Consider the following 24072-nt stretch of genomic DNA (forward strand, 5'->3'; position numbering starts at 1 on the left):
GGAGGCAGCAAGGCATGGACGCGCCTCGGAACAGCCACAACAGCACACGACTGGTCGACATCTCCACGGTGCCGACCGGTCGGCTGAAGGTGGAGGCCCGGAAGGACACGGTGCTGGGTCACACCGTCCGACGTCACCTGGAGGAACGCGAGGGTGGGACGAGGACGTCCGACATCGTCTTCGACAGCGCCCTGTGATGCGGGAGGAAACCGGGTCCGGGGGTTTACCCGTGGTCCCTCTCCGGCAGTTCCTGCTGAAAATACACAGCTTATGCAATTTGTCCTGCGACTACTGCTACGTATATTTCGCCGCCGACCAGAGTTGGCGCCGCCGGCCCACGTCGATGTCCCTCGACACCGTGCGACAGGCCGTGGACCGGATCGCCGAACACGTCCGTGAGCACCGGCTTCCCGCGGTGCGGATCATCCTCCACGGCGGAGAACCCCTGCTCGTCGGCAAGACGCACCTCGAAGACGTGCTCGGCGTCATCGAGGAGCGGCTCGCCACCAGGGTGGAGGTGCGCTGCTCGATGCAGTCGAACGGCATCCTCCTCGACGAGGAGTTCCTCGCTCTGCTGCGCCGCCACCGCGTGGGCGTGGCGGTCAGCCTCGACGGTTCCCGCACGGCACACGACCGGCACCGGCGGTACGCGAACGGCCGCCCCAGCCACGTCCGGGTCGCCGCGGCCCTGCGTCTGCTGAACGGCCCGCGGAACAGGGGCCTGTTCCGGGGATTGTTGTGCACGGTGGACCTCGCCAACGACCCTGTCGACACGTACGAGGCGCTGCTCGACTTCGCCCCGCCCCGCATCGATTTCCTTCTGCCGCACGGGACGTGGGACCATCCACCGCCCGGCCTCGAACACCGCGAGGTACCCCCGGCCCGGCCCCCGCTCCTCGCACCGCCGGACGAGCCGACACCGTACGGCCGCTGGCTCTCCGTCGCCTTCGACCGCTGGTTCGACGCCCCCCGGAAGGAGACCCGGGTCCGGATGTTCGAGGAGCTCCTGTCCGGGGTGCTGGGCGGCACCGTCAACACCGAGGGGCTCGGGCTCGCGCCGGTGGACCTCGTGGTCGTGGAGGCCGACGGGAGCCTGGAGCACTCCGACTCGCTCAAGGTCGTCGCCGAGGGGGCACCCGAGACCGGCCTCGACGTCTTCCGGCACTCCTTCTCCGACGTCCTCGCGACGGAGACGATGCGCGGCAGACAGGCCGGACTTCTCGGTCTCGGCCCCGTCTGCCGCCGGTGCGCGCTGGTCGAGACGTGCGGCGGGGGCCTGTACGCCCACCGTCACTCGCCGACCGGCTTCGCCGGCCCGTCCGTCTACTGCTTCGACCTCGCCGCTCTCATCACTCACGTCGGCTCCCGCATTCGCGCGGCGACGGCACAGTTCGCGGAGGCTCCACCGGAACGCCCGTCTGCCCTCTCCTGAGCCGGAGCGCGACTCAGGGCGCACGCGCAACGGTCGTGCCGCATTCCGTGAACAAGCACACGGTGAACGCGAGTTGGATGCGGAGATCGGGGGAAGCATGGATTCGGGTCCTGCCGAAAAGGGGCCTGTCCGGCCGGACAGGGGTATCGTTCTCTGTCTCGGCACGACTCAACCAAGGCCAAGGCTGAGGGGTACCGGTTGGGGGGTGAGGAGGTGTGGGAGGCGACCGAACCGCGTGCACTTCCGCCGGTGTCGGGCCCCTTCCGAGGCGAGAGAATCCATCCACCCCACGATAGGGACCCCGCGGACGCGTCACCTCGGGGGCTCCTTGGAACCGTACTTCTTCCTGAGCTATGCGCGCAGGCGTGGACCCAAGGTCCTCGTCAAGCGTTTTTACGACGACCTGTGCGCGGAATTACGCCAAGAATTACGGCGATTACACAACGGCAATGCCGTGCCCTTCGACCGCCCATTCCTCGATGTGCAGTCCATTCAAGTCGGACAGGACTGGAACGCGGCCCTCGGCGAAGCCCTCGGACACTGCCGCACGATGCTCGCCCTCTACACCCCCGACTACTTCAGAAGCGACTTCTGCGGCCGCGAGTGGAAGGCGTTCGAGGACCGGCAGCGCAGCCACAGAGAAGTGACGGGAGTGGACGCGAAGGCACTCATCCCCGTTCTCTGGGAGCCGGTGCAGAACATCCCCCCGGGCGCGGCCCATATCCAGTACGACAACCTCGATCTCGGCGAGAACTACGCGCAATGGGGCCTGCGCCGCATCCTGGTCGCGGACCCGGGCGGCGAGGAGTACCGCCGCATCGTCAACCTCATCGCGCACCAGATCCTCATCGCCGCCGAACACTTCCGCATCCGGCCCGTCAACGGCCTGGACATCAGCGGCCCGGACTCCGCGGGCCCCTTCCCGTCCGCCACCGAACGCGCCGAACCGGGCAGCCAGGCACTGCTGTTCGTGGCCGCCCGGACCTCGGCGAACGCCCACCGGAAGGCGACGGACCCGGGCTGCCACGGGGAGAGCCCGACGGACTGGAACCCTTACCACGCCGAATTCCCGGAACCGCTGGCCGAAAGAGCGAGCCTCCTGCTGAGGGAGCGTGGCTTCACGGTACGGACCGAGATCGTCTCGGACGTGCTCGGCGCCACCCTGGACGAGGCTCGGGGGCAGGGGCAGGTCGCGGTCCTCCTGGTGGAGGCCTCGGCCGCCGCGGACGAGCCGTTCGGACGAGCCCTCCGCGCCTACGACCGGAGCAACCATCCGGGCAGCGCGGCCATAGTCCCGTGCGCGCCCGACGAGGCGGGTGACGGACCCCGGAGCAAGGCCTACTGGGAGGCGGTCCGGGGCGCCCTTCCGTTCAACTGGGCGAAGGGAGCAGGGGACCCCCTGCCGCTCCTGCAGTCGGGGATAGGGTCGGACGATTTCGACGGGGCGCTGCACGCCGTGGTCGCGAAGGCGCAGAACCATCTCGTCTCGTTCCTCGAGACTCTCAAGTTCACCCCTCTGGAGATGTCCCGGATCACGTCCGCCGCGCTCCCTGTGCTGACCACCGTGGCCACCCCGCGCAGCCGTACCGGGCTGGCACCCCCGATCACTGCCCGCGCCTCCTCCACACCGCAGCCCTTTGAGAAGGAGCAGGAAGATGACCCATGACGACCGCGGCCGGGGCACCATCATCACCTTCTACTCCTTCAAGGGCGGTACGGGCCGCACCATGGCGCTGGTCAACACCGCCTGGATCCTTGCCAGCAACGGCCTGCGCGTCCTCGTCGTGGACTGGGATCTGGAGGCCCCAGGACTGCACACCTACCTCCAGCCCCTGCTCGCCGACCCCGAACTCACCGAGAGCGCGGGCGTCATAGAGATGGTCAGCGACTTCGCCCGGCACGCGGTCACCCCACGGGTGGGCTCCGGCGTCGACGGCGGGGGCGCGGCCGGACCACCCCGGCCCAACGGGGGAGGCCTGCCAGAGGAACCCGACCACCGGGAGCGGGCCCGCGTCGACCGGTACGCCGTCGGCACGGAGCTACGGCTGCCGCCGGGCGGAAAACTGGACCTGCTGCCCGCCGGCGTCCAGGACCCCGACACCTACGCGGTCAAGGTCAGCACCTTCGACTGGGGCACCTTCTACCGCATGGGCGGCGCCGACTTCCTCACCGCGCTGCGCGACGACATGACCGCGCGCTACGACTACGTACTGATCGACAGCCGTACCGGCCTCAGTGACACCGCGAGCATCTGCACGGTCGTCATGCCGGACATCGTCGTGGACTGCTTCACCCTCAGCCGTCAGGGCGTCAACGGCGCCGCCCACGTCGCGCGTTCGATCCGCCGTGTCTCCCACACCCAGCGCGACATCCGTATCGTCCCCGTCCCCATGCGTGTCGAGGACGCCGGCCGCGACCGCCTGGAAGCGGGCCGTTATCAGGCGCGCAGCCTGTTCGCCCCCTTCCTGGACTGGGTGCCGCCCGAGGAGCAGGACCAGTATTGGAGCAGCGTCGAGATCCCGTACAAACCCAGCTACGCGTACGAGGAGATCCCCGCGACGGTGGGGGAGCGCCGCCAGGACGGCACCCTGCTGGCCGCGTTCGAACGACTGACCGCAAGGCTCACCGACAACCGGGTGACCCGCCTGAGCAACATGCCGGAGCCGTACCGCCAGACGCTGCGCGCGGAGTACGAGCGGACCTCCCCGATCATGCGCAAGGACTTCTACGTCAGCTACGCCGCGACCGACCGGCTGTGGGCCGACTGGACCGTCACCGTGCTCCGGGCGGCCGGCTACGAGGCGACGCTCACCCCGATCGAGGTCGACGACGTCACGGCCGGACCCGTCACCCCGACCGGCCTCGACCGTACGCTGGCCGGCGAGGGGCGCATGGTCGTGCTGCTCTCCCCGCAGTACACCGCGCTGCCGCACGCGCGGGAGATCTGGCAGCGGACCAGCCGCAGGGACCCGTCCGGCCAGATCGGCATGATCGTCCCCCTGCGGGTCGACGACACCCCGCCCCCGGCCGAGTTCGCGCCCCTTTCGGCCGTCAGCCTTGCGGGTGTCACCGCCGAGGAGGCGGTGGCCCGCCTCCTGACCACCGTCGACCGCGCCGGTTCGGTCGAGCCGGGGTCTCGTCCCGCAGCCATCGGACTGGCCGCGGCGGCCCGGCTCCCGGGTACTCCACCGCAGGTCATCGGGGGCCGCCCACAGCGCAACGCCGTCTTCACCGGCCGTCGGACACTCATCGAACGACTGCGCGACAGCCTGCTCTCCGGCACCACCGCCGTGCTGCCGCAGGCACTCTACGGACTCGGCGGAGTGGGCAAGACGCAACTTGCGCTCGAGTACGCGTACCGCTTCGAGTCGGACTACGATCTCGTCTGGTGGATCAACGCCGCGGAGCCGACGCAGATCCGCCAGGACCTGAACACGCTGGCCGGGCATCTCGGTGTGCCCCTTGGTGGCAAGGACTTGACGGCCGTATGCAACGAGGTTCTGGACAAGCTGCGTCGCGGCACCCCCCACGCGCGTTGGTTGCTCGTGTACGACAACGCCGAGAAGCCGGCCGACCTGGACGGTCTGGTTCCGGTCAGTGGGCCCGGTCACCACATCCTCATCACCTCGCGGAACCCGGCCTGGGCCGAACGCGCCGCGCGCATCGAGGTGGACCTCTTCACCCGTGAGGAGAGCGTCGCGCTGTTGCGCCGCTACAACCAGGCACTCGAACCCGCCGAAGCGGCTCGAGTGGCCGAGGAACTCGGGGACTTCCCGCTGGCCGTGAGCCTCGCCGCCGCCTCGCTCCAGGAATCGGCGATGCCCGTGGACACCTATGTGGAGATGCTCCGTACCCAGATGACCGACATCCTGCGCAGCCAGTCTGCCCCCGACTACCCGACCTCGGCAGCGGCCAGCTGGTCACTCGATCGGCTGAAGTCCCGCACGCCGGCCGCAGCCGCACTGCTCCAACTGTGCGCGTTCTTCGGGCCGGACCCGATCCCCCGGGACATGCTCAGCGGTCGGCCCGCCCTCGAACTGCTCGAACGCCACGACCCCAGCCTCTCCGACCCGCTGCTGATGAGCAGGCTCTACGGCGAGATCGTCCGCAACGGCCTCGCCCAGGTCGACCAGCGGACCGACACGCTGACCCTGCACCGGCTGATCCAGCGCGTCCTGCGGGACCAGCTCACCCCCGACGAGCAGACCGCCATGCGGGAGCGGGCCCAGGCCGTCCTGGGCCAGGCCAACCCCAAGGACCCCGACGAGTCCGACACCTGGCGGCGGTACGCCACGCTGCTCCCGCATCTGTGGCCCACCCAGGCCAAGGAGAGCGACAACCTCCCCGTCCGGCAGTGGATCTGCGACTCCGTCCGCTACCTCTGGCGCAGCGGCGATGCCGACACCGCCAACAGCACCGCCGAACGGGTCCTCGCCAGCTGGCTGCCCCGCTTCGGCGAGGACGACGCGCTCGTCCTGCGGCTGCGCACCGAACTCGGCAACGCGCTGCGCGACCAGGGCCGCCTGCCCGAGGCGTACGAAGTGACGCGTGATGTCTACGAGCGAGGCAGCACGATCCTCGGCGGGGACCACCCCTACACCCTCGGCGCCGCGATGAGCCTCGGCGCCGACCTGCGCGGTGTCGGCCGGTACGCCGACGCCATGGAGAGCGACCGGGAGACCCTGCGGCGGACCCGGCGGATCTTCGGCGACAGCCATCAGCGGACCCTCCAGGCGGCCAACAACCTCGCCGTGTCCGAGTTCCTGTCCGGCAACCGGCAGGCCGCCCGCGAGACCAACCGGGACATCCTCAAACAGCGCCGCGAGATCTTCGGCTCCGACCAGCGCTCCACGCTCAACTCCGCCATCAACTACGCACGGGACCTGCGTGCCGCCGGCGCGTTCCGGGAGGCGCTGAAGCTCATCGAGGACACCCTGAAGCGCAGCCGGCGCGCGCTGGGACCCGACCACCTGATCACCTTCCGGGCCTCCCTCGGCGCCGCCATCCTGTACCGGAGGCAGGGCGAGTACGAGAAGGCGTACACCGCGACGAGCGAGACGTTCGAACAGGCCCTCAAGCAACTGGGCCCCGACCACCCCGACACCCTCGCCGTCGCGACGAACCTGAGCGCGGACCTGTACGACCGGGGGGAGTCCGTGCGGGGCCGCGAGCTGGCCAAGGAGACCCTCGACCGCTACGAGCGCCGGTTCGGTCCCGACCACGTCTTCACCCTCGCCTGCGCCACCGACCTGGCGGTACTGCAACGGCTGACCGGTGAGCCGGAGGCCGCCCTGGAGCTGTCGACCCGTACCGTCGACCGCTTCCGCCGCCTCCTCGGCCCACGCCACCCCTACACCCTCACCTGCCGGCTGAACCACGCGACGGATCTGTCCGAGAACGGCGAGCACACACGCGCCGTGAAGGCGGGCCGTGAGGCGCACGAGGGGCTCACCGAGATCCTCGGCCCCGATCACTACCTCGCCATCGCGGGCGTCTCGAACCTGGCGGCCCTGCTGCGGCGGGACACCTCGGACGAGGCCGAGCTGCTGCACGTGGAGGCCGGCCGACTCCACGACGAGGCGGAACGGCGGGCCCGCGAGAGCCGGGAACTCGGCGGCGACCACCCGATGACCCGGGCGGTCACCCGTTGGCAGCCGATCGACGCGGACATCGAGCCGCCGGTCACCTGACGGCCGACGGCTCGGACAGAGCACGAGGACCGGAGACCGGGCCCCGCGGGCGATCCTGCCCGCGGGGCCCGGTCCCGGTCGCCGGGCGTGCACTCGACAGTCGTCCGTATGTCTGAGGTCGGCGGTGGCAGGGTAGGACCTTCGATGCCGTCGATGCGGTGGGGCATGCTGGGGGGCGCCTTGGATCAGCCGTACTTCTTTCTCAGTTACGCCAGGCGGGACGACCGGGCGGCGTATGTGGGGCGGTTCTACGAGGACCTGCTGGACGCCCTCGACCTCCCGGGCTCGGTGTCGGACCGGCAGCCCACCTTCCGTGACGTCGTGAACATCATGCTCGGCGACGACTGGCTGCTGGAACTGAGCAGGGCCGTCGGCTCCTGCCGCTCCATGGTCGCGCTCTACTCGCCGGCGTACTTCCGCAGCGAATACTGCGGCAAGGAGTGGACCCACTTCGCCGCACGGGTGAAGCGCTACCAGGACATGACCTCCGTGCCGCCGCGCGCACTGGTCCCGGTGCTCTGGGAGCCGGTGCCGCAGCGCAGGATGCCCGCCGAGGTCCGGGCCGTGCAGTACACCGAACCGGGGCTGGGGGAGGAGTACCTCAGACATGGGCTGCTGCAACTGATGCAGTCGGAACCGGGCGGACCCGCGTACACGCACGTCGTCGAGGAGATCGCCCGCCGGGTACGCGCGGCGGCGGACCCCTTCAACCTGCCCGTCGACGCGCCTCCCGCCTTCGACCTCTCGGAGGTCCGTGGCTGTTTCCCCGTCAACGAGCGGCCGGAACTCGGAGGGCACGTCCGGATATTCGTCGCGGCCTGCACCAAGGAGCAGCCTCCGGTGGGCCGTTCGCACACCGCCTACTACGGGGAGGCGCCGTGGATGTGGGCGCCCTACAGCCCGCCACGGGTGCCGACCGTCGTGGAGCGGGCCGAGCGGGTCATCACCGGTGACGGGCACACCACGAGCGTCGAGGCCGTGAGCCCCCAGCTGATCCGCCATCTCAACCGGGCCCGCCACCTCAACCAGGCGTGTGTCCTGCTCGTCGACGCCTGGTCGGCGCGCGAGGCACCGTACCGGGGAGCGCTCGTGAGATACGACGAGCTGTACCACCCGACGACCGCCGTCCTGGTGCCCTGCCACGAGCACGACAGGGAGTCGGGCACGGAGAACGAGGCGCTGTGGGACGCGGTCAGAAGGGTCTTCGAGCGGAACTGGATGCGGCGCAACGACCCCCATGACCCGGTGTTCTGGGCCCCCGTCGACCAGCACGAGTTCGACGACATGCTGGCCCGGGCGGTGACCGTGACCCAGAACCGGATCGCCGCCAGCGGCCATGTCCGGCGCCTGCCGCCGGGCGGGCCGCCGCCGTCGATGCCCCGCCTCTGACCGCCCGCCCCAGCCGACCACCGCCCCGAGGACCACGACCGCCCCGAGGACCACGACCGCCCAGGAGACCGGATGAGCCCCGCCAGAGCCCCGGACGGCCGAGGCCAGATCGTCACCTTCTACTCGTTCAAGGGCGGCGTCGGCCGCACCATGACCCTGGCCAACGTGGCCTGGATCCTGGCCAGTCGGGGCAAACGCGTGCTCGCCGTCGACTGGGACCTGGAAGCGCCTGGGCTGCACAGCTACTTCCACCCGCTGCTCACCGACCCCGAACTGCGCGACACCGACGGGCTGATCGACCTGCTGCGCGCCTACCAGCAGGCCGTGCTCCTGCCCGGCCGGGAGGAGGCCCCGCGCGACGACGACTGGTTCCGCCGGACGCTGGACCTCACGCCGTACGTCGTCGGCCTCGACCTCAAGTTCGCGAGCGGCGGGCGGCTGGACTTTCTGCCCGCCGGGCGGCAGAACGCGGCCTACTCGGACTCGGTGACCTCCTTCGACTGGCACGCCTTCTACGAACGGCTCGGCGGCGGATCGTTCCTGCTGGAGCTGCGCGAGGAGATGGCCGCCCGCTACGACTACGTCCTGATCGACAGCCGCACCGGGGTCACCGACAGCTCGGGCATCTGCACGGTGCTCCTCCCCGACACCCTCGTCCTGGGCTTCGTCTACAACGTGCAGAACATGCGCGGCTCCGCGCACGTGGCCCGCGCCGTGACGAAGGGCTCCCGGCGGCCGATACGTCTGCTGCCGGTGCCCATGCGTGTCGAGGACGCGGAGCGGGAGCGCCTGGAGATCAGCCGCGACCGTGCCCGGGAGGTCTTCGGCGGCCATCTGTCGTGGCTGGAGGAGAGCAGCGTCGAACGGTACTGGGGGGACGTGGAGATCCCGTACAAGACGTTCTACGCCTACGAGGAGATCGTCGCGCCCGTCGGTGACCGCCCGTTGCAGGAGGGCACCGTGCTCAAGGCCTGCGAACGGCTCACCGACTGGCTCACCGACGGTGAGGTCCGGCGGGGCGTCCCCCTGCCGGACGACGACCGGCAGCGTCTGCTGACGGCGTACATGAACAAGAGCCGGGCCATCAGCGCCTGTCTCTTCGTCAGCTACGCCCCCGAGGACCGGGTCTGGGCGGAGTGGACGGCCTGGCACCTGGAATCCGCCGGCTTCCGGGTCACCCTGCACGACATCACGGCCACCCGGCCCGGTGAGACCGCCCCGGAGGTGGTGCGCGCCCTGGCGGAGGAGGGCAGGGTCCTCGCGCTGCTGTCCGAGGGGTACGCCGAGGTGCCCCAGTCCGCCGCGCTCTGGCGGGCCCTGACCGGCAGGGAGCGAGCGCTGGCACCGGAACTGATCGCCGTCCGTGTGCACGGCGGCGAACGCGCCCTGGAACCGCCCTTCGACCTCGCCGCGGCCCCGAGCATCGCCCACCTCACGGCGGTGAACGCGGTACGGCGGCTGCGGCAGAGCGTCGGCCCGCCGCCCTCGGTGCCGGGCCCGGCACGCGGCACCCCCGCCCTGCTGGCGCCGGAACCACCGCGCTACCCCGGCACGAATCCGCCCGTCGAGTCGCTGCCCCCGAGGAACACCGGCTTCACCGGCCGGAACGCGTTGCTGCACGAGCTGCGGGACCGCCTCACCGCCGCGGAGGACTCCACCACGCCCCAGGTGCTCGTGGGCCTCGGCGGAGTCGGCAAGACCCAGACGGCGCTGGAGTACACCTACCGCTTCCGCGGCTCCTACGACGTGGTCTGGTGGGTCCCGGCCGCCGAACCCACGGTCATCGCCAGTGAGTTGGCCCGCCTCGCACCCCAACTCGGCATCGAGCAAGGGGAGGACACCGCGCTCACCGCCCAACGGGTGCTCAGAGCGCTGTCCGGCGGGACCCCGTACCGCAGGTGGTTGATCGTCTTCGACAGCGCGGGTTCACCGGAGGAGACGGCCGAATGGCTTCCCGCCGGGACGCCGCGCGGCGGGCATGTGCTCGTCACCTCCCGCGACCGAACCTGGGAAGAGGCCGGAAGCGTCCTGCCGGTCGAGGTGTTCACCCGCTCCGAGAGCGTGGCCCTCCTCGCGCGGCACAACCCGGGCCTCGCCCCGGACGGCAGCCGGCAGATCGCCCACGAACTCGGTGACCTCCCGCTCGCCGTCCACCAGGCAGCCCTGTGGCTGAGCGCCACGGCCATGCCCGTCGACCGGTATCTGCAACTGCTGCGCACCCACGCGACCGAGCTGCTCAAGCGCACGGAGAAACGCTCGCTGGAAATGGCGGGCTGGCTGGTGTCGTTGGAGGAGATCCGCGCCAACAGCCCGGCGGCGGCCGACCTGTTGGAGATCTGCGCCTTCTTCGGCGCCGACCCCATCCCCATGGACCTGCTCTACACCCGCTCCCTGATGGACGCCCTCACCCTCGACGAGGACGAACCCCGGGACGAGGTGACCATCAGCGAGGTCTTCCAGGAGATCAACCGGTTCGGGCTCGCCCAGGCGGACCAGGAGGAGGGCACCGTCGTCGTCCACCGCCTGGTGCAGGCCGAGATCCGCCACTCGATGCCCCTGGAGCGACGTCTGCAACTGCGCGCGGTCGTGCACTCCGTGCTGGCCGCGGGGAACCCCAAGTCCCCCGGCGCGCCGGAGAGTTGGCCGCGCTACGCGCAGCTGCTGCCACATCTGTGGCCCAGCCGGGCGGTGCGCAGCGACGACCCCGAGGTACAGCAGTGGATCATCGAGACGGTCCGCTGTCTGTGGCGCCGCAACCTGCTGGGATCCGGACGGGACACCGCCGAACGCGTCCTCGTCGAGTGGACCGGACGCCGGGGCCCCGACGACACCCAGGTCCTGGCCCTGCGCACCCAGCTCGGCAACATCCTGCGCTCCCAGGGCGCTTCGCGCGACGCCTGGCGCAACGACCTCGACGTCCACCGACGGCTCGCGGCCCTCGTCGGCCCCGACCGCCGCCGTACGCTGATCGCCGCCGCCAACGTGGCCGCCGACCTCAACGCCCTGGGTCGCTATGCCGAGGCCCGGGAGTGGGACCGCGCCACCTACGAGGCCAGCAAGGCGGCCTGGCCCCCCGACGATCTGCGGCTGTCCATGCACGCCAGCAATCTCGGCGTGTCCGAGTACCTGTGCGGGGACCGGCGCGCGGCACTGGAGATCCACCGCCGGGTCTACCGCGACCGGCTCGACCTCAAGGGCCCCACGGACATCTACACCCTCAGCGCGGCCTCCAACTACGCCCGCGACCTGCGCGAGACCGGTGACCTGCGGGCCGCCCTCGTACTCCTGGAGGAGACCTGCCAGTTGCTGTGGGAGCGGCTCGGCCCGCGTCACGCACAGACCCTGTCCACGCAGCGGAACCACGCGGTGGCGCTGCGCCGGTCAGGACGGTACGAGGAGGCCCGTGATCTCGTCGCCTCCGTCCATCTGATCTACGCGGAGGACCGGGGCCGTGACCACCCGGACACTCTGGCCGCCCGCGCCGATCTGGCCAATGTGCTCGCGGCCCTGGGCGACGTCGACAGCGCCCGCGACCACGCCGATCACATCCTGACCCGCCAGCGGCAGACCCTGGGGGAGTCGCACCCCTACACCCTCGGCTGCCAGAACAACCTGGCGATCTATCTGCGGCTCGGCGGCCACGCGGCAGCCGCCCGCGCCACCTCCGAACGCGCCCTGCGGGCCCTGACCGACACCCTCGGGGAACGTCATCCCTACACCCTGGACGCGATGATCAACTACGCCAACTGCCTGGTCGACACCGGTGAGACGGAGGCCGCGATCGCCCTCGAACGCGAGGCGCTCGCAGGGGTGTTGGAGACCCTGGGCGCAGACCACTACGACGTCGTCACCCTGCGCTCCAACCTCGCGGTCGACCTCGCGGGGGCTGGTGTGACTCAGGAGTCCGAGGAGCACTACAGTGAGGCCCTGCAACTCGCCGCCCAGACCTTGGGAGTGGACCACCCGACCTACGAGGCGGTGGACAGCGGGGTGCGACTGGACGCGGACATCGAGCCACCCTTCACCTTCTGATTCCGTGTCCCGGAGAGCGGTGTGAGTCCCATCCGGAAGGGTGAGGTCTTCTTTACGGCGCTTTGTGTTGATTCCTGCCGTTTTCCTTTGCTTCGCTGCTATTCTCCGCTCACCGCCATGGGCGCCGTCCGCCCGGCGGACGCCCCGTGTCAGCATGGCCCCTAGGAGTGCGGTGTCACCCTTCTTGTCCTCGCCGAACGGGTCTGCGGGACGCGCCCCTGCCGGCGCGGGTCCGGTCAGGCCTGCCGAGGACCGCCCCGCCACCGTCGCCGAGAACAGCGCCCTCGGTCACGTACTGCGTCGTCTCGCCCGGGAGGCCGTGCATCCGGAGGTCTCGTACCTCGCCGAGTTCGAGTCCTCGCTCCCCTGCGAAGCGGAAGCGTCGATGGGGTGACGTCCCCGTCGGTCCCGTCGGCTCCCGTGTCCCCGCGTCCCGTGTCCTTACGGCAGTTCGTGCTCAAGGTGCACAGCCGCTGCAACCTGGACTGCGACTACTGCTACGTCTACCACTCCGCCGACACCAGCTGGCGTGCCAAGCCCCGGGTCATGGAACCGGCGGTCGCGGAACAGGTGTCCCGGCGGATCGCCGAGCACGCCATGACGCATCGGCTGCCCGACGTCCGGATCGTGCTGCACGGCGGGGAGCCGCTGCTGCTCGGGGCGGACCGGCTGGGGGAGTTGCTGGGGATTCTCGGGACCGGGCCGACGCGGGCGGGAGTTCCCGTCCGGTTCTCGATGCAGACCAACGGGGTGCTGCTCACCCCCGACATCCTGGACGTGCTGCACCGCTACCGGGTGGGCGTCAGCGTCAGCCTCGACGGCACCCGGGCCGGCCACGACCGGCACCGGCGCTTCCCGAAGGGCGAGGGGAGCCACCGGCTGGTGACGGCGGGGCTGGAGCGGCTGAGGTCCGCCGAGCACCGCTTCCTGTACGCGGGCCTCCTCTGCACGGTCGACCTGGCCAACGACCCTGTCGACACCTATGAGGCCCTGCTCGCCGCTCACCCTCCTCGCATCGATCTCCTGCTGCCGCACGGCACTTGGGACACACCGCCCCCCGGCCTCACGGACCGCCGCGACCGGACACCCGCCGCGCCGCCCTTGGCCGCCCGGGGCGCGACGGCCCACCCAGGGGAGACACCGTACGCCGACTGGCTGCGGCTGGTGTTCGACCGCTGGTACGACGCCCCCGTACGGGAGACCGGTGTCCGGCTCTTCGAGGAACTGATGGCGGGCGTGCTCGGCGGCTCGATCCGCACCGAGTCCGTCGGGCTGGCCCCGGCGACGCTCGTCGTCATCGAGACCGACGGCTCCATCGAGCAGTCCGACTCCCTCAAAGTCGCCTACGAAGGAGCGCCGGAGACCGGGCTCGACGTCTTCCGCCACACCCTCGACGACGTCCTCGACCAGCCGCTCATCCGCCAACGACAGTCCGGAGCAGCCGAGTTGGGGCCGACCTGCGCGCGCTGCCCCCTGCTCGCCGTCTGCGGAGGCGGCCTCTTCGCCCACCGGTACGCCTCCACGAGCGGCTTCCGCAACCCGTCCGTCTACTGCGCCGACCTCGCCGCGCTGATCCTGCACATCCGCGACCGGCTGCGAGCCGATCTCAGCGGGGCGTGGCGGGGCCTTCCCGAACTCGACCCCAGGGGTACGTAGGGTAGGGTTTACCTGCGCGTTCACACGAGACATCGTGCACAACGCGACGGGACGTGGCGCAGCTTGGTAGCGCACTTGACTGGGGGTCAAGGGGTCGCAGGTTCAAATCCTGTCGTCCCGACTGGAGACAGTCGCAGTTCAGGGCCGGTTTCGGAGGCATCCGAGACCGGCCCTTGATCGTTCTTGGGGACCAGGCGGGGCCTGGCGGGGAACAGGGAGGTTGTCGATCCCAGGGCTCTGTTCTTGTGGTGGCGCCATGGCACTCGATGTCCCCGATCGTGCCGGCAGTGGTCCGGGCCCGTGTCCGCAGTGCTCTGAGCCAGGGATGGATGCCCGCGCGCCCCCGTACCCCATTCCCTCTGACGAGACGGCGATCCGGACGGCCTGATCGGGTCGGCCGAGCCACATCCGAGGCCAGAGAATCCGGTGCGAATCCGGAACTGACGCGCAGTGGTGAGGGGACGGACGGGGCGCGCACGCCCCTGGGAGACCGGGAAGGCGCCCCGACCGAACGAGCCCCGACCCTCGAGGCATGCCGCGTGCCCGAATTCATCAGAAGCCGGCATCCCGGGCTTCCTCGACAGCTCTCAGCAGAGGGGTGACGATGTTCCGGAGGACTCCGGGCTCCCTGTCCCGGGCCGGCAACCGAAGTCTGAATTCCGGTGCCGAGGCCCTCATGAAGTCGGGTGGGGGAGTGTTGGAGCGCAGGACCGGGTTAGTCCCCCGGCCCCGGCCCGAAGATTGGCGTGTTCATGGCGATACGGACGGGGTGCCGACGCCCAATACTGCGGTCTGGACCAGTCGGACCTTCCGGCCGGTCGGCACACGACCCCAGGAGACCGTCGTATGAGTGGATTACGGGTGACCGGACGTCTGAGATCGCTGGTCGGCATCGTGGCGGCGGGCGCGTTCATGGCCGCCGGTCTGTCCGGTACTGCGGCGTACGCGACGGAAGCGGCCCCGCTCGGCGCCGCTCCGCAGCTCGGCATCCAGTTCAACGCCGACGGCGACGCCGGTCAGTGCGGCGGGAGGACGGGGGAGCAGTGGACCGCCTCGCCGGACTGGACGCAGGCCATCCGCTTCGACACCGACAACCGCGGCGGCGGCTGCCAGTTGGCGTTCGGCGTCCACGACCCCGACGGCGCCCTGGCGGGCTCCTCGATCAGCTACTCCCTGCGGCCCAGCGCCGGCGGTGACGCCGGTCAGTGCGGGAGCAACCAGGGCACGTACGCGGTGCCGATCCTGCCCATCCCGGTGTTCGGACAGGCCGTCAGGGTCGACACCGACAGCCGGCCCGGCTGGTGCAACCTCACCCTCACCGTGACGGGCAACATCGTCCTCGACGTCCAGTTCTACCCCGACGGCGACGCGGGCCAGTGCCCGGACGCCTCGCCCGCGGGCCAGTACCGCTCGGCCTTCGTCGGCACCCCGGTCACGGTGAAGATCGACGCCGACGGACGCTCCGGCGGCTGCCAGTTCCTGCTGCGTCTGCGGCACTTCTAGGCCGACGGGGCCTGGCACGTCGGCGGGATCAACGGGAGTCGTCGTACGCCCGCTCGCAGTACGGCCAGTCGTCGAAGTTCCCCGCGCGCTGCCACAGGCGGTGGGCCGCCTCGATGTTCCACTCGGGGTCCAGGGCCTTGCGCGGGGTCCCGCCGAGCTTGGGCAGGCGGGCGTCGGAGATCTGGAAGACGCCCCAGTTCCGGGTGCCGTTGGTGTTCGGAAGGATGTGGAGGGGGTCGAGGAAGGACTGGCAGTCGGCGATGGCGACCGCGTGGTCGGGTTCCTCGGCGAAGACCTGGCGGATGCGTTTGCGCACCTTCTCCGGTGACCAGCTCCGTATCCGTGTCCTCGGGGCGTAGAGCGCCTCCTTGGTCTCGGCGCCGACCACACCGTCCGCGTCGAGGCCGTGCAGCACCTGGAACGCGGTGACGCGGCGCAGCGTCTGCGGACCGAAGGAACTGTCCACGTCGATGTCGGCGCCTGCCGCGGCGAGCAGGCGCTGCACCTCCTCGACACAGGAGTCGTGCTGCCCCATACCGACCGGTTCCGCGCACGCGGCGGAGAAGAGCAGCCGCCCGTCGTCCTTGCCCTCGGCCGCCGCCCGCTGACGTGTCGCCAGCGTCATCCAGGTACCGCCGGCCACCAACAGCAGGAAGCACACGCCGAGGACGGGCAGGGCGCGGCGGCGCCAGCGGGTACCCGTCGGCGCGTTCACCGGTGGGAGGCCGTCGGCGACCGTCTCCGGTGCCTCCTCCTCGTCCCCGATGTCCCCGATGTCCCCACCATCCCGGGTGTCCCTTGTGTCCCCGGCATTCCCGCTGTCCCCGATCCGGCTCATGTCGGCCACCGCCCAGAGCCGGTGCAGTTCCCGTAACTCGTTGGGGGAGGCTCCGCAGATCAGGGCGAAGCGGTGCACGGGGCCGTAGTCCGGCGGGACGTAGGAACCGGAGCAGTAGCGGTGGAGGGTGGACCTGCTGCTGCCCGTGCGCTGGGCGAGCGCCTCGTAACTGAGGCCCGACCGCTCCTTCAGCGACCGCAGGAGCGCAGCGAATCTCTCCGGTCCCTCCGATCTCTCAGGATCGGCGGTGGCTGTCACAGGTTACCCCTAGTAATCGGTCGGTCGGAGACCGGGACCCTAGACCATTTCCATCCCGTGCGCATCCCGTGTTCACGGAGTGCGTGTTCCGTGTACACCACCCCGATGTCTCATCGGCGTCCCACAACTCCCGCAAACCCGCAGGCAGTTGACGGGACGGCGTCTCACTCTCCCGTGACCTGCGGTTTTCCTTGCCGGGCCGGATCTTCGTCGTCAGTGTCTGCGGTGCTCACCGGGCACCGGCCCGGTGGCTCGAAGAGAGGACTCCCATGAGCTTGCGCACGCGATTCAAGCCGGCCGTCTGCGTCGTCGGCGCCGTGGCCGCGGCCACCCTCGCGCTCGGGACCACGCCGGCCGCCGCGAGCGGGACGTACAGCGGGCTCGCGTACGTCTACGGTGCCGACACCTACATCGACGACTGGGGCAACGAGGGCATCCTGTCGACCGGCACCAACACCAACTCCAACGCCACCTGCCTCTGGCAGAAGATCCTCTGGGCGGACGGCTTCCTCGACTCCGCCTCGGACATCGACGGGAAGTTCGGCTCGCAGACCAAGGCCGCGACCGAGGACCTCCAGGACTACTTCAACCTGGGTGTCGACGGCTCGGTCGGTCAGGAGACCTTCGGACACATGGACCAGTGGCTGTACTTCGTCTCCGGCAGCACCGCCGACGGCTACACCGCGAACCTGCGCTACGACGGCATCGTGCGCGACTTCACCCTCAGCCGCAACGCGGACGGCAACTACACCTTCCCCGACGGCGACGGCAACACCCGGCTCGCCGGCTACAACTACCTGACCTGCACCTGATCCCCCTGCGCGGCTGACGGAGCCCGACCGCGGCCAGGGGGGTGTCGCGGTCGGGTTCAGCCGCCCCCGTCGAGATCGTCACGGCGGCGCAGCACGCTCAGCTCATGGCCGTCGAGCCGCATCTCGTAGAGCTTGCCGCGGGCGTTCTCGAAGGGGCGGTGGAGGATCATCATCAACCGGCCGTCGAAGGTGTGGAACAGCATGCCGTGGCCGCTGTCCTCCCGTACCAGGGGCCGATGCTGGGTCCACGGCCCCTCGATCTCCCCGGATCCGGAGACGGCGTAGGTCTGCGCATAGCCGCCGCTGACGGTGCCGTCGTCACCGGCCACGTTCTTCTCGTACGTCGACCACAGCATCAGCAGGGACCCGTCGGGTGTCCGGTACAGCTGGGGCCCGTCGGTGATGTACGGCGCGAGCTGGTGCGGCATCCCGGCGGGGATCTGCTCGGTGAGCCAGGACGCGTCCGAGGCCTTGAACAGGAAGACCGGGTCCCCGAGGGTGCGGGTCAGATCCGGGGCCAGCCGGATCGCCTCCATGGTCCCGTCGACGGTCTGCAGCCACTCGTGCGCGTACACCATCCAGGGCTGCCCGGCCGGGTCGACGTACAGGGTGCCGTCGAGGGTCATCAGGTGCTCGGGAGGGGTGGGCCGCGCGGGGTCCACGACGGTGAACGGGCCCAGCAGCGAGTCGGATACGGCGGTGACCGTGCCGCGCATGTGGTTCGGGAGTCGGAAGGGCGTGCCGTACCGGCCGGCCGCTGGCACCTCCAGCGGCTTCCCCTCGTCGTGCAGCGTGGTGAACAGGTAGTACCTGCCGTTCCACGCGTGCACTTCCGGCGCCCATGCCCCGTCCGTCGCCCAGATCCCCTGCTGATCGGCCGTCCGGAACACCACGACGGGCCGCGTCCAGTCCCGCAGGTCGGCGCTGCGGTAGACCATCGTGCCGGTGCCGTCCACGCCCGAGACGGCCGGATCGTTGGACGTGTAGAGGTGATAGGTGCGGGTCTCGGCGTCGGCGACGACGAACGGATCGTGCAGCGGCATGCCGGGAAGCCGCAGGTCCGCGAGGTGTATGGGCTCGGTTTCGGTCACGGTCGAAGGATAGTGACCGGAGATCGTCCGGCGAAGGGCGTTGACTTCGCGTGCGCTTCAAGTTGAAGACTCCCCCTCGGGCCCGAGAGCCGGGCCGAACGGGAGGCGACGGCATGAAGTACCGCACGATGGGCAGTGATCCTGCGACCCGCCGCGAGGTGAGCGTGCTCGCGCTCGGCGCGATGCTGTTCGGCTCGCGGACGGACGAGAAGACCTCCTTCGCCCTGCTCGACCGCTATGTCGAGGCGGGCGGGAACTTCATCGACACGTCCGACAACTACGCGTTCTGGACCGACGGCGGACAGGGCGGCCAGAGCGAGGAACTCCTCGGCCGCTGGCGGCGCAGCCGGGGCGTCGGCGACGAGATCGTCATCGCCACCAAGCTCGGCGCCCGGCCCCTGGCGCCCGGCACCGGTTATGTGGACAACGCGGAAGGCCTGTCGGCGAAGGTGATCCGCGAGTCGGCCGAACGCAGCCGGGAACGGCTCGGCGTGGAGCGGCTGGACCTGCTCTACGCCCACATCGAGGACCGTACGGTGCCGGCGCGGGAGACCGTCGAGGGGTTCGCGGAACTCGTCGCCGAGGGCACGGTCGGCCTGCTCGGCGCGAGCAACCACGCCGTGTGGCGGGTGGAGCGGGCCCGCGCCCTCGCCGCCGCGGCCGGGCTGCCCGGCTACGAGGTGCTCCAGTACCACCACAGCCTGCTGCGCCCGCGCACCGACGTCCCGGGCGACCTCTGGCCGGACGGCACCCTCGGCGCGGCCACCGCCGAACTGCTGAGCTATCTGGAGGCCGAGCCCGGCCTCACCCTGGTCGCCTACTCGCCCCTGCTCAAGGGCGGTTACGTACGGCCCGGCGCCCTGCCGCCGGACTACGACCACCCCGGCACCCCCGCCCGGCTGAAGGTACTGGGCGAGGTGGCGCGGGAGACCGGGGCCACGGTCAACCAGGTCGTACTGGCCTGGCAGTTGGGCGGGCGGTTCCCGATCGTGCCCCTGGCCGGGGTGTCGTCACTCGCCCAACTGGAGGAGAACCTGGGCGCGTTGGAGCTGGAGCTGACGGAGGATCAGCGGGTCCGGTTGGGCGCCGCGCACTAGGTGTGATGTCGGGAGGGGGCGTGCCCGGGTTCAGTTCCGGCCGACGTTCGCCGTGAGCAGCCGGAGCAACTGCTTGGCCATGGTGTGCTGTTCGGGGGTCAGGCCCATGGCCGCGCCGATGTCCACGGGGACGGTCCGGGCCCGCTCCTCCAGCCGGGCACCGGACTCGGTGAGCCGGATGGCGACGGAACGCTCGTCGTCCGTACGGCGCTCACGGCGCAGCAGCCCGCCGGCCTCCAGCCGTTTGAGGAGCGGGGACAGCGTGCTGGACTCCAGCTGCAGCGCGGCACCCAGGTCGCGTACGGAGATCGAGTCCTGCTCCCAGAGCACGAGCATGACCAGGTACTGCGGATAGGTCAGCCCCAGCCCGTCGAGCAGTGGCCGGTAGCGGGCCGTGACCGCGCGCGAGGCGGCGTACAGGGCGAAGCAGAGCTGGTCGTCGAGGAGCAGGCTGGGCCCCGATGCCGATGCCGATGCCGATGCCGATGCCGATGCCGATGCCGGGTCCCGGGTCGTCCCGGTCGTGCTCACGCTCTCACCGACTGTGCTCACGGTGTCGCTCCTCCGCCCTGTGCTCCGCATGACGATCTCCAACCCTACCGTCAGGTTTCCAGTTATGGCGAGAGCTACTTAGTTGTGCACGACTTAATCGTGCGCTACTTTCATGGGGTGCCGCCGCCCGGCGAACCCCCGTCGGCCGGGCCTGCCCGTGGCACCTTGTCCGAGGAGAGCGCCATGTCCGAAACCACCCCCGACATCGCCACCGGTCCCCGCCCCGTGCTGGAGCCCGCCGCCGCGGCCTTCGCGGAGGCGACCGCCAACCCTCCGTACCTCTTCGATCTCGGCCCGGTGGAGGGCCGCAAGACGGTCGACGAGGTGCAGTCGGGGGACGGCGTCGAGAAGCCCGCCGTGGACGAGGAGTGGGTGACCGTGCCGGGCGGACCGACCGGCGAGGTCAGGGCCCGGATCGTCCGCCCGGAGGGTGCCCGGGGCGTCCTCCCGGTGATCCTCTACATCCACGGCGCGGGCTGGGTCTTCGGCAACGCCCACACGCACGACCGCCTGGTGCGCGAACTGGCCGTCGGCGCGCGGGCCGCCGTGGTCTTCCCCGAGTACGACCTCTCGCCCGAGGCCCGCTATCCGGTGGCCGTCGAGCAGAACTACGCGGTGGCCCGCTGGATCGTCGCCGAGGGCGCCGGCCACTCGCTGGACGCCGGCCGTATCGCCGTGGCCGGTGACTCCGTCGGCGGCAACATGACCGCCGCGCTGACCCTGATGGCCAAGGAACGCGGCGATGTCCCCCTGGTCCAGCAGGTGCTGTTCTACCCGGTCACCGACGCCGCCTTCGACACCGGCTCGTACCACCGGTTCGCCGAGGGCTACTTCCTGCGGCGCGACGCGATGCGGTGGTTCTGGGACCAGTACACGACCAGCGAGCGGGAGCGCGCCGAGATCACCGCCTCACCGCTGCGCGCCACCCCCGAGCAGCTCACGGGGCTGCCTCCGGCCCTCGTCGTCACCGCCGAGGCCGACGTCCTGCGCGACGAGGGCGAGGCGTACGCGAACAAGCTGCGCGAGGCCGGGGTGCCGGTGACCGCCGTGCGCTACCAGGGGATCATCCACGACTTCGTGATGCTCGACGCGCTGCGCGGGACGCACGCCGCCGAGGCCGCCATCGGCCAGGCGGTCGCGACCCTGCGGACGGCCCTCGGGACCGGCTGACATCAGGACCGGCTGACGGCAGGACCGGGAAAGCGGCCGACCCCGGCCGGGAGTGATCCCGGCCGGGGTCGGCGTCATGCGCAGGGGGTGAGCCATGCGCAGGGGTGGGTCATGCGCAGAGGACGGGTCAGGCGAAGTTCGCCAGCGCCTCGTTCCACGTGGCCGAGGGGCGCATGACGGCGGCGGCCTTGGCCGGGTCGGGCTGGTAGTAGCCGCCGATGTCGGCGGGCTTGCCCTGGACGGCGATCAGCTCGTCCACGATCTTCTGCTCGTTCGCCGTGAGGATCTCGGCGAGCGGCGCGAAGGCCTTGGCCAGGTCGGCGTCGTCGGTCTGCGCGGCCAGCTCCTGGGCCCAGTACAGGGACAGGAAGAAGTGGCTGCCGCGGTTGTCGATGCCGCCGACGCGACGCGAGGGGGACTTGTCCTCGTTGAGGAAGGTCGCCGTGGCGCGGTCGAGGGTGTCGGCGAGGACCTTGGCCTTGGTGTTGCCGGTGGCCGTCGCGTACTGCTCCAGGGACGGGACCAGCGCGAAGAACTCACCGAGGGAGTCCCAGCGCAGGTAGTCCTCCTTGACCAGCTGCTGGACGTGCTTCGGGGCGGAGCCGCCGGCGCCCGTCTCGAAGAGGCCGCCGCCCGCCATCAGCGGGACGACCGACAGCATCTTGGCGCTGGTGCCCAGCTCCAGGATGGGGAAGAGGTCCGTGAGGTAGTCGCGCAGGACGTTGCCGGTGACCGAGATGGTGTTCTCGCCGCGGCGGATGCGCTCCACCGACAGCTTGGTGGCCTCGACGGGGGCGAGGATCCGGATGTCCAGGCCCTCGGTGTCGTGCTCCGGCAGGTAGGCGTCGACCTTGGCGATCAGGTTGGCGTCGTGCGCGCGGGTCTCGTCCAGCCAGAACACCGCCGGGTCACCGGTGGCGCGGGCGCGGGTGACGGCCAGCTTCACCCAGTCACGGATCGGGTCGTCCTTGGTCTGGCAGGCGCGGAAGATGTCACCGGCGGAGACCGCCTGCTCGATGACCACGTTCCCGGCCTGGTCGACGAGGCGGACCGTACCCGTGGTGGGGATCTCGAAGGTCTTGTCGTGGGAGCCGTACTCCTCGGCCTTCTGCGCCATGAGGCCGACGTTCGGGACGGAGCCCATGGTCGACGGGTCGTAGGCGCCGTTGGCGCGGCAGTCGTCGATCGCGACCTGGTAGACACCGGCGTAGGAGGAGTCCGGGAGGACCGCGAGGGTGTCGGCCTCGGCGCCGTCCGGGCCCCACATGTGGCCGGAGGTGCGGATCATGGCCGGCATCGAGGCGTCCACGATGACGTCGGACGGCACATGCAGGTTGGTGATGCCCTTGTCGGAGTCGACCATCGCCAGCGCCGGGCCCTCGGCCAGTTCGGCGTCGAAGGCGGCCTTGATCTCGGCGCCCTCCGGCAGGGCCTCCAGACCCTTGAAGATGCCGCCCAGACCGTCGTTCGGGGACAGACCGGCCGCGGCCAGCGTCTCGCCGTACTGGGCGAACGTCTTCGGGAAGAACGCGCGCACGACATGACCGAAGACGATCGGGTCGGAGACCTTCATCATCGTGGCCTTGAGGTGCACGGAGAACAGCACGCCCTCGGCCTTGGCCCTGGCGACCTGCGCGGTCAGGAACTCGCGCAGCGCGGCGACACGCATCACGGAGGCGTCGACGACCTCGCCCGCGAGGACGGGTACGGACTCGCGCAGCACGGTGGTGGAGCCGTCGTCGCCGACCAGCTCGATCTTCAGTGAACCGGCCTCGGAGATCACCGCGGACTTCTCGGTGGAGCGGAAGTCGTTCTCGCCCATGGTCGCCACGTCGGTCTTCGAGTCCGAGGACCAGGCGCCCATGCGGTGCGGGTGGGTCTTGGCGTAGTTCTTGACCGAGGCGGGGGCGCGGCGGTCGGAGTTGCCCTCACGCAGGACCGGGTTCACGGCGGAACCCTTGATCTTGTCGTAGCGGGCGCGGATCTCGCGCTCCTCGTCGGACTTCGGGTCGTCCGGGTAGTCCGGCAGCGCGTAGCCCTGGCCCTGCAGCTCGGCGACGGCGGCCTTGAGCTGCGGGATCGACGCCGAGATGTTCGGCAGCTTGATGATGTTCGCCGCGGGGGTCTTGGCCAGCTCGCCCAGCTCGGAGAGGGCGTCCGCGATGCGCTGGCCCTCCTCCAGGTACTCCGGGAACACGGCGATGATGCGTCCGGCCAGCGAGATGTCACGGGTCTCGACGGAGACACCGGCCTGCGAGGCGTACGCCTTGATCACGGGCAGGAACGAGTGGGTCGCCAGGGCGGGCGCCTCGTCAGTGTGCGTATAGATGATGGTCGAGTCAGTCACCGGGTGCTCCGCTCCACGTCTGCAACATTGCTCGACATCAAGATATCTCGTGCGGGGGAGGGACTCGACAGGGGTCGGTGTGTGGGGCGCGCCACGGGCGAGTGCGTTGTCGGGTGCGGGTGGGTGGGGCTTCTCGCGCAGTTCCCCGCGCCCCTGAAAAGCAGGGGCTGCGCCCCGTGCTTTTCGCCCCTGAAATGCGCCGTAG

General features: G+C 70.4%; 16 protein-coding genes, 1 tRNA gene and 1 riboswitch. Of the genes, 13 read left to right on the forward strand and 4 right to left on the reverse strand.

Annotation, left to right across the window (positions count from 1 at the left end):
- Positions 1-14: 14 nt before the first annotated feature.
- The 10 genes from fxsA (at position 15) to J8M51_RS27220 (ending at position 15702) form a co-directional block, all read left to right on the forward strand.
- The gene (gene fxsA / locus J8M51_RS27175; protein WP_086753559.1) at positions 15-197 is read left to right on the forward strand and encodes an FxSxx-COOH cyclophane-containing RiPP peptide; all 183 of its coding nucleotides are present in this window, start codon (positions 15-17) and stop codon (positions 195-197) included.
- On the forward strand, positions 197-1432 hold the full coding sequence (locus J8M51_RS27180; protein WP_086753561.1) for an FxsB family cyclophane-forming radical SAM/SPASM peptide maturase: 1236 nt from the start codon (positions 197-199) through the stop codon (positions 1430-1432). The genes fxsA and J8M51_RS27180 overlap by 1 nt, the downstream gene beginning before the upstream one ends.
- Before the next feature lie 328 nt (positions 1433-1760).
- Complete coding sequence (locus tag J8M51_RS27185) at positions 1761-3098, forward strand: TIR-like protein FxsC (RefSeq protein ID WP_086753563.1); 1338 nt, start codon at positions 1761-1763, stop codon at positions 3096-3098.
- Positions 3088-7122 carry an FxSxx-COOH system tetratricopeptide repeat protein gene (gene fxsT / locus J8M51_RS27190; RefSeq protein WP_086753565.1) on the forward strand — a complete coding sequence of 1345 codons (4035 nt, stop codon included), beginning with the start codon at positions 3088-3090 and terminating at the stop codon, positions 7120-7122. The genes J8M51_RS27185 and fxsT (J8M51_RS27190) overlap by 11 nt, the downstream gene beginning before the upstream one ends.
- A 144-nt stretch (positions 7123-7266) precedes the next feature.
- Entirely contained in the window at positions 7267-8511 is a 1245-nt protein-coding gene (locus tag J8M51_RS27195) for a TIR-like protein FxsC (RefSeq protein WP_179202935.1), read from the forward strand.
- Between the two features lie 72 nt (positions 8512-8583).
- Positions 8584-12543 (forward strand): FxSxx-COOH system tetratricopeptide repeat protein, encoded by a 3960-nt coding sequence (gene fxsT / locus J8M51_RS27200; protein WP_086753570.1) that lies wholly within the window; start codon positions 8584-8586, stop codon positions 12541-12543.
- A 172-nt stretch (positions 12544-12715) separates the two neighbouring features.
- Positions 12716-12937, forward strand: coding sequence for a hypothetical protein (locus J8M51_RS27205; RefSeq protein ID WP_086753572.1), 222 nt, complete (start codon positions 12716-12718; stop codon positions 12935-12937).
- A 26-nt stretch (positions 12938-12963) separates the two neighbouring features.
- Positions 12964-14199, forward strand: a complete 1236-nt coding sequence (locus J8M51_RS27210; RefSeq protein ID WP_086753589.1) for an FxsB family cyclophane-forming radical SAM/SPASM peptide maturase — start codon at positions 12964-12966, stop codon at positions 14197-14199.
- A gap of 47 nt (positions 14200-14246) precedes the next feature.
- Positions 14247-14320: transfer RNA gene (locus tag J8M51_RS27215), tRNA-Pro, on the forward strand.
- A gap of 298 nt (positions 14321-14618) precedes the next feature.
- Positions 14619-14749: riboswitch (cobalamin riboswitch) on the forward strand.
- Positions 14750-15045: 296 nt separating this feature from the next.
- A complete protein-coding gene (locus J8M51_RS27220; protein WP_086753573.1) occupies positions 15046-15702 on the forward strand; it encodes a hypothetical protein in 657 nt (218 codons plus the stop codon).
- A gap of 28 nt (positions 15703-15730) precedes the next feature.
- Here the strand turns inward: J8M51_RS27220 and J8M51_RS27225 are convergent, their stop codons facing one another.
- On the reverse strand, positions 15731-16798 hold the full coding sequence (locus tag J8M51_RS27225) for a helix-turn-helix domain-containing protein (RefSeq protein WP_086753575.1): 1068 nt from the start codon (positions 16796-16798) through the stop codon (positions 15731-15733).
- Positions 16799-17067: 269 nt separating this feature from the next.
- Between J8M51_RS27225 and J8M51_RS27230 the strand changes: the two genes are divergently transcribed.
- Positions 17068-17610, forward strand: a complete 543-nt coding sequence (locus J8M51_RS27230; protein ID WP_086753577.1) for a peptidoglycan-binding domain-containing protein — start codon at positions 17068-17070, stop codon at positions 17608-17610.
- Positions 17611-17666: 56 nt separating this feature from the next.
- On the opposite strand, the gene J8M51_RS27235 is transcribed toward J8M51_RS27230, so the two are convergent.
- Positions 17667-18701: a glycoside hydrolase family 43 protein gene (locus tag J8M51_RS27235; RefSeq protein WP_398856950.1), complete on the reverse strand. Its 1035-nt coding sequence runs from the start codon at positions 18699-18701 to the stop codon at positions 17667-17669.
- 113 nt (positions 18702-18814) lie between these two features.
- On the opposite strand from J8M51_RS27235, the gene J8M51_RS27240 reads away from it, so the two are divergent.
- Complete coding sequence (locus J8M51_RS27240) at positions 18815-19798, forward strand: aldo/keto reductase (protein WP_086753579.1); 984 nt, start codon at positions 18815-18817, stop codon at positions 19796-19798.
- Positions 19799-19828: 30 nt separating this feature from the next.
- On the opposite strand, the gene J8M51_RS27245 is transcribed toward J8M51_RS27240, so the two are convergent.
- Positions 19829-20248, reverse strand: coding sequence for a MarR family winged helix-turn-helix transcriptional regulator (locus J8M51_RS27245; RefSeq protein WP_086753593.1), 420 nt, complete (start codon positions 20246-20248; stop codon positions 19829-19831).
- A 285-nt stretch (positions 20249-20533) separates the two neighbouring features.
- On the opposite strand from J8M51_RS27245, the gene J8M51_RS27250 reads away from it, so the two are divergent.
- A complete protein-coding gene (locus tag J8M51_RS27250) occupies positions 20534-21520 on the forward strand; it encodes an alpha/beta hydrolase (protein WP_267299542.1) in 987 nt (328 codons plus the stop codon).
- A gap of 127 nt (positions 21521-21647) precedes the next feature.
- Here the strand turns inward: J8M51_RS27250 and J8M51_RS27255 are convergent, their stop codons facing one another.
- A complete protein-coding gene (locus tag J8M51_RS27255) occupies positions 21648-23867 on the reverse strand; it encodes an NADP-dependent isocitrate dehydrogenase (protein ID WP_086753583.1) in 2220 nt (739 codons plus the stop codon).
- Between the last annotated feature and the right edge of the window lie 205 nt (positions 23868-24072).

Source organism: Streptomyces griseiscabiei, assembly GCF_020010925.1.
Classification (GTDB): domain Bacteria; phylum Actinomycetota; class Actinomycetes; order Streptomycetales; family Streptomycetaceae; genus Streptomyces; species Streptomyces griseiscabiei.

Bases quoted from the DNA above. Each gene is read 5' to 3' on its own strand.
- J8M51_RS27250 (WP_267299542.1), top strand. From the start codon at position 20,534: ATGTCCGAAACCACCCCCGACATCGCCACCGGTCCCCGCCCCGTGCTG.
- fxsA (WP_086753559.1), top strand. From the start codon at position 15: ATGGACGCGCCTCGGAACAGCCACAACAGCACACGACTGGTCGACATC.
- J8M51_RS27220 (WP_086753573.1), top strand. From the start codon at position 15,046: ATGAGTGGATTACGGGTGACCGGACGTCTGAGATCGCTGGTCGGCATC.
- J8M51_RS27195 (WP_179202935.1), top strand. From the start codon at position 7,267: ATGCCGTCGATGCGGTGGGGCATGCTGGGGGGCGCCTTGGATCAGCCG.
- fxsT (WP_086753570.1), top strand. From the start codon at position 8,584: ATGAGCCCCGCCAGAGCCCCGGACGGCCGAGGCCAGATCGTCACCTTC.
- fxsT (WP_086753565.1), top strand. From the start codon at position 3,088: ATGACCCATGACGACCGCGGCCGGGGCACCATCATCACCTTCTACTCC.
- J8M51_RS27240 (WP_086753579.1), top strand. From the start codon at position 18,815: ATGAAGTACCGCACGATGGGCAGTGATCCTGCGACCCGCCGCGAGGTG.
- J8M51_RS27180 (WP_086753561.1), top strand. From the start codon at position 197: ATGCGGGAGGAAACCGGGTCCGGGGGTTTACCCGTGGTCCCTCTCCGG.
- J8M51_RS27230 (WP_086753577.1), top strand. From the start codon at position 17,068: ATGAGCTTGCGCACGCGATTCAAGCCGGCCGTCTGCGTCGTCGGCGCC.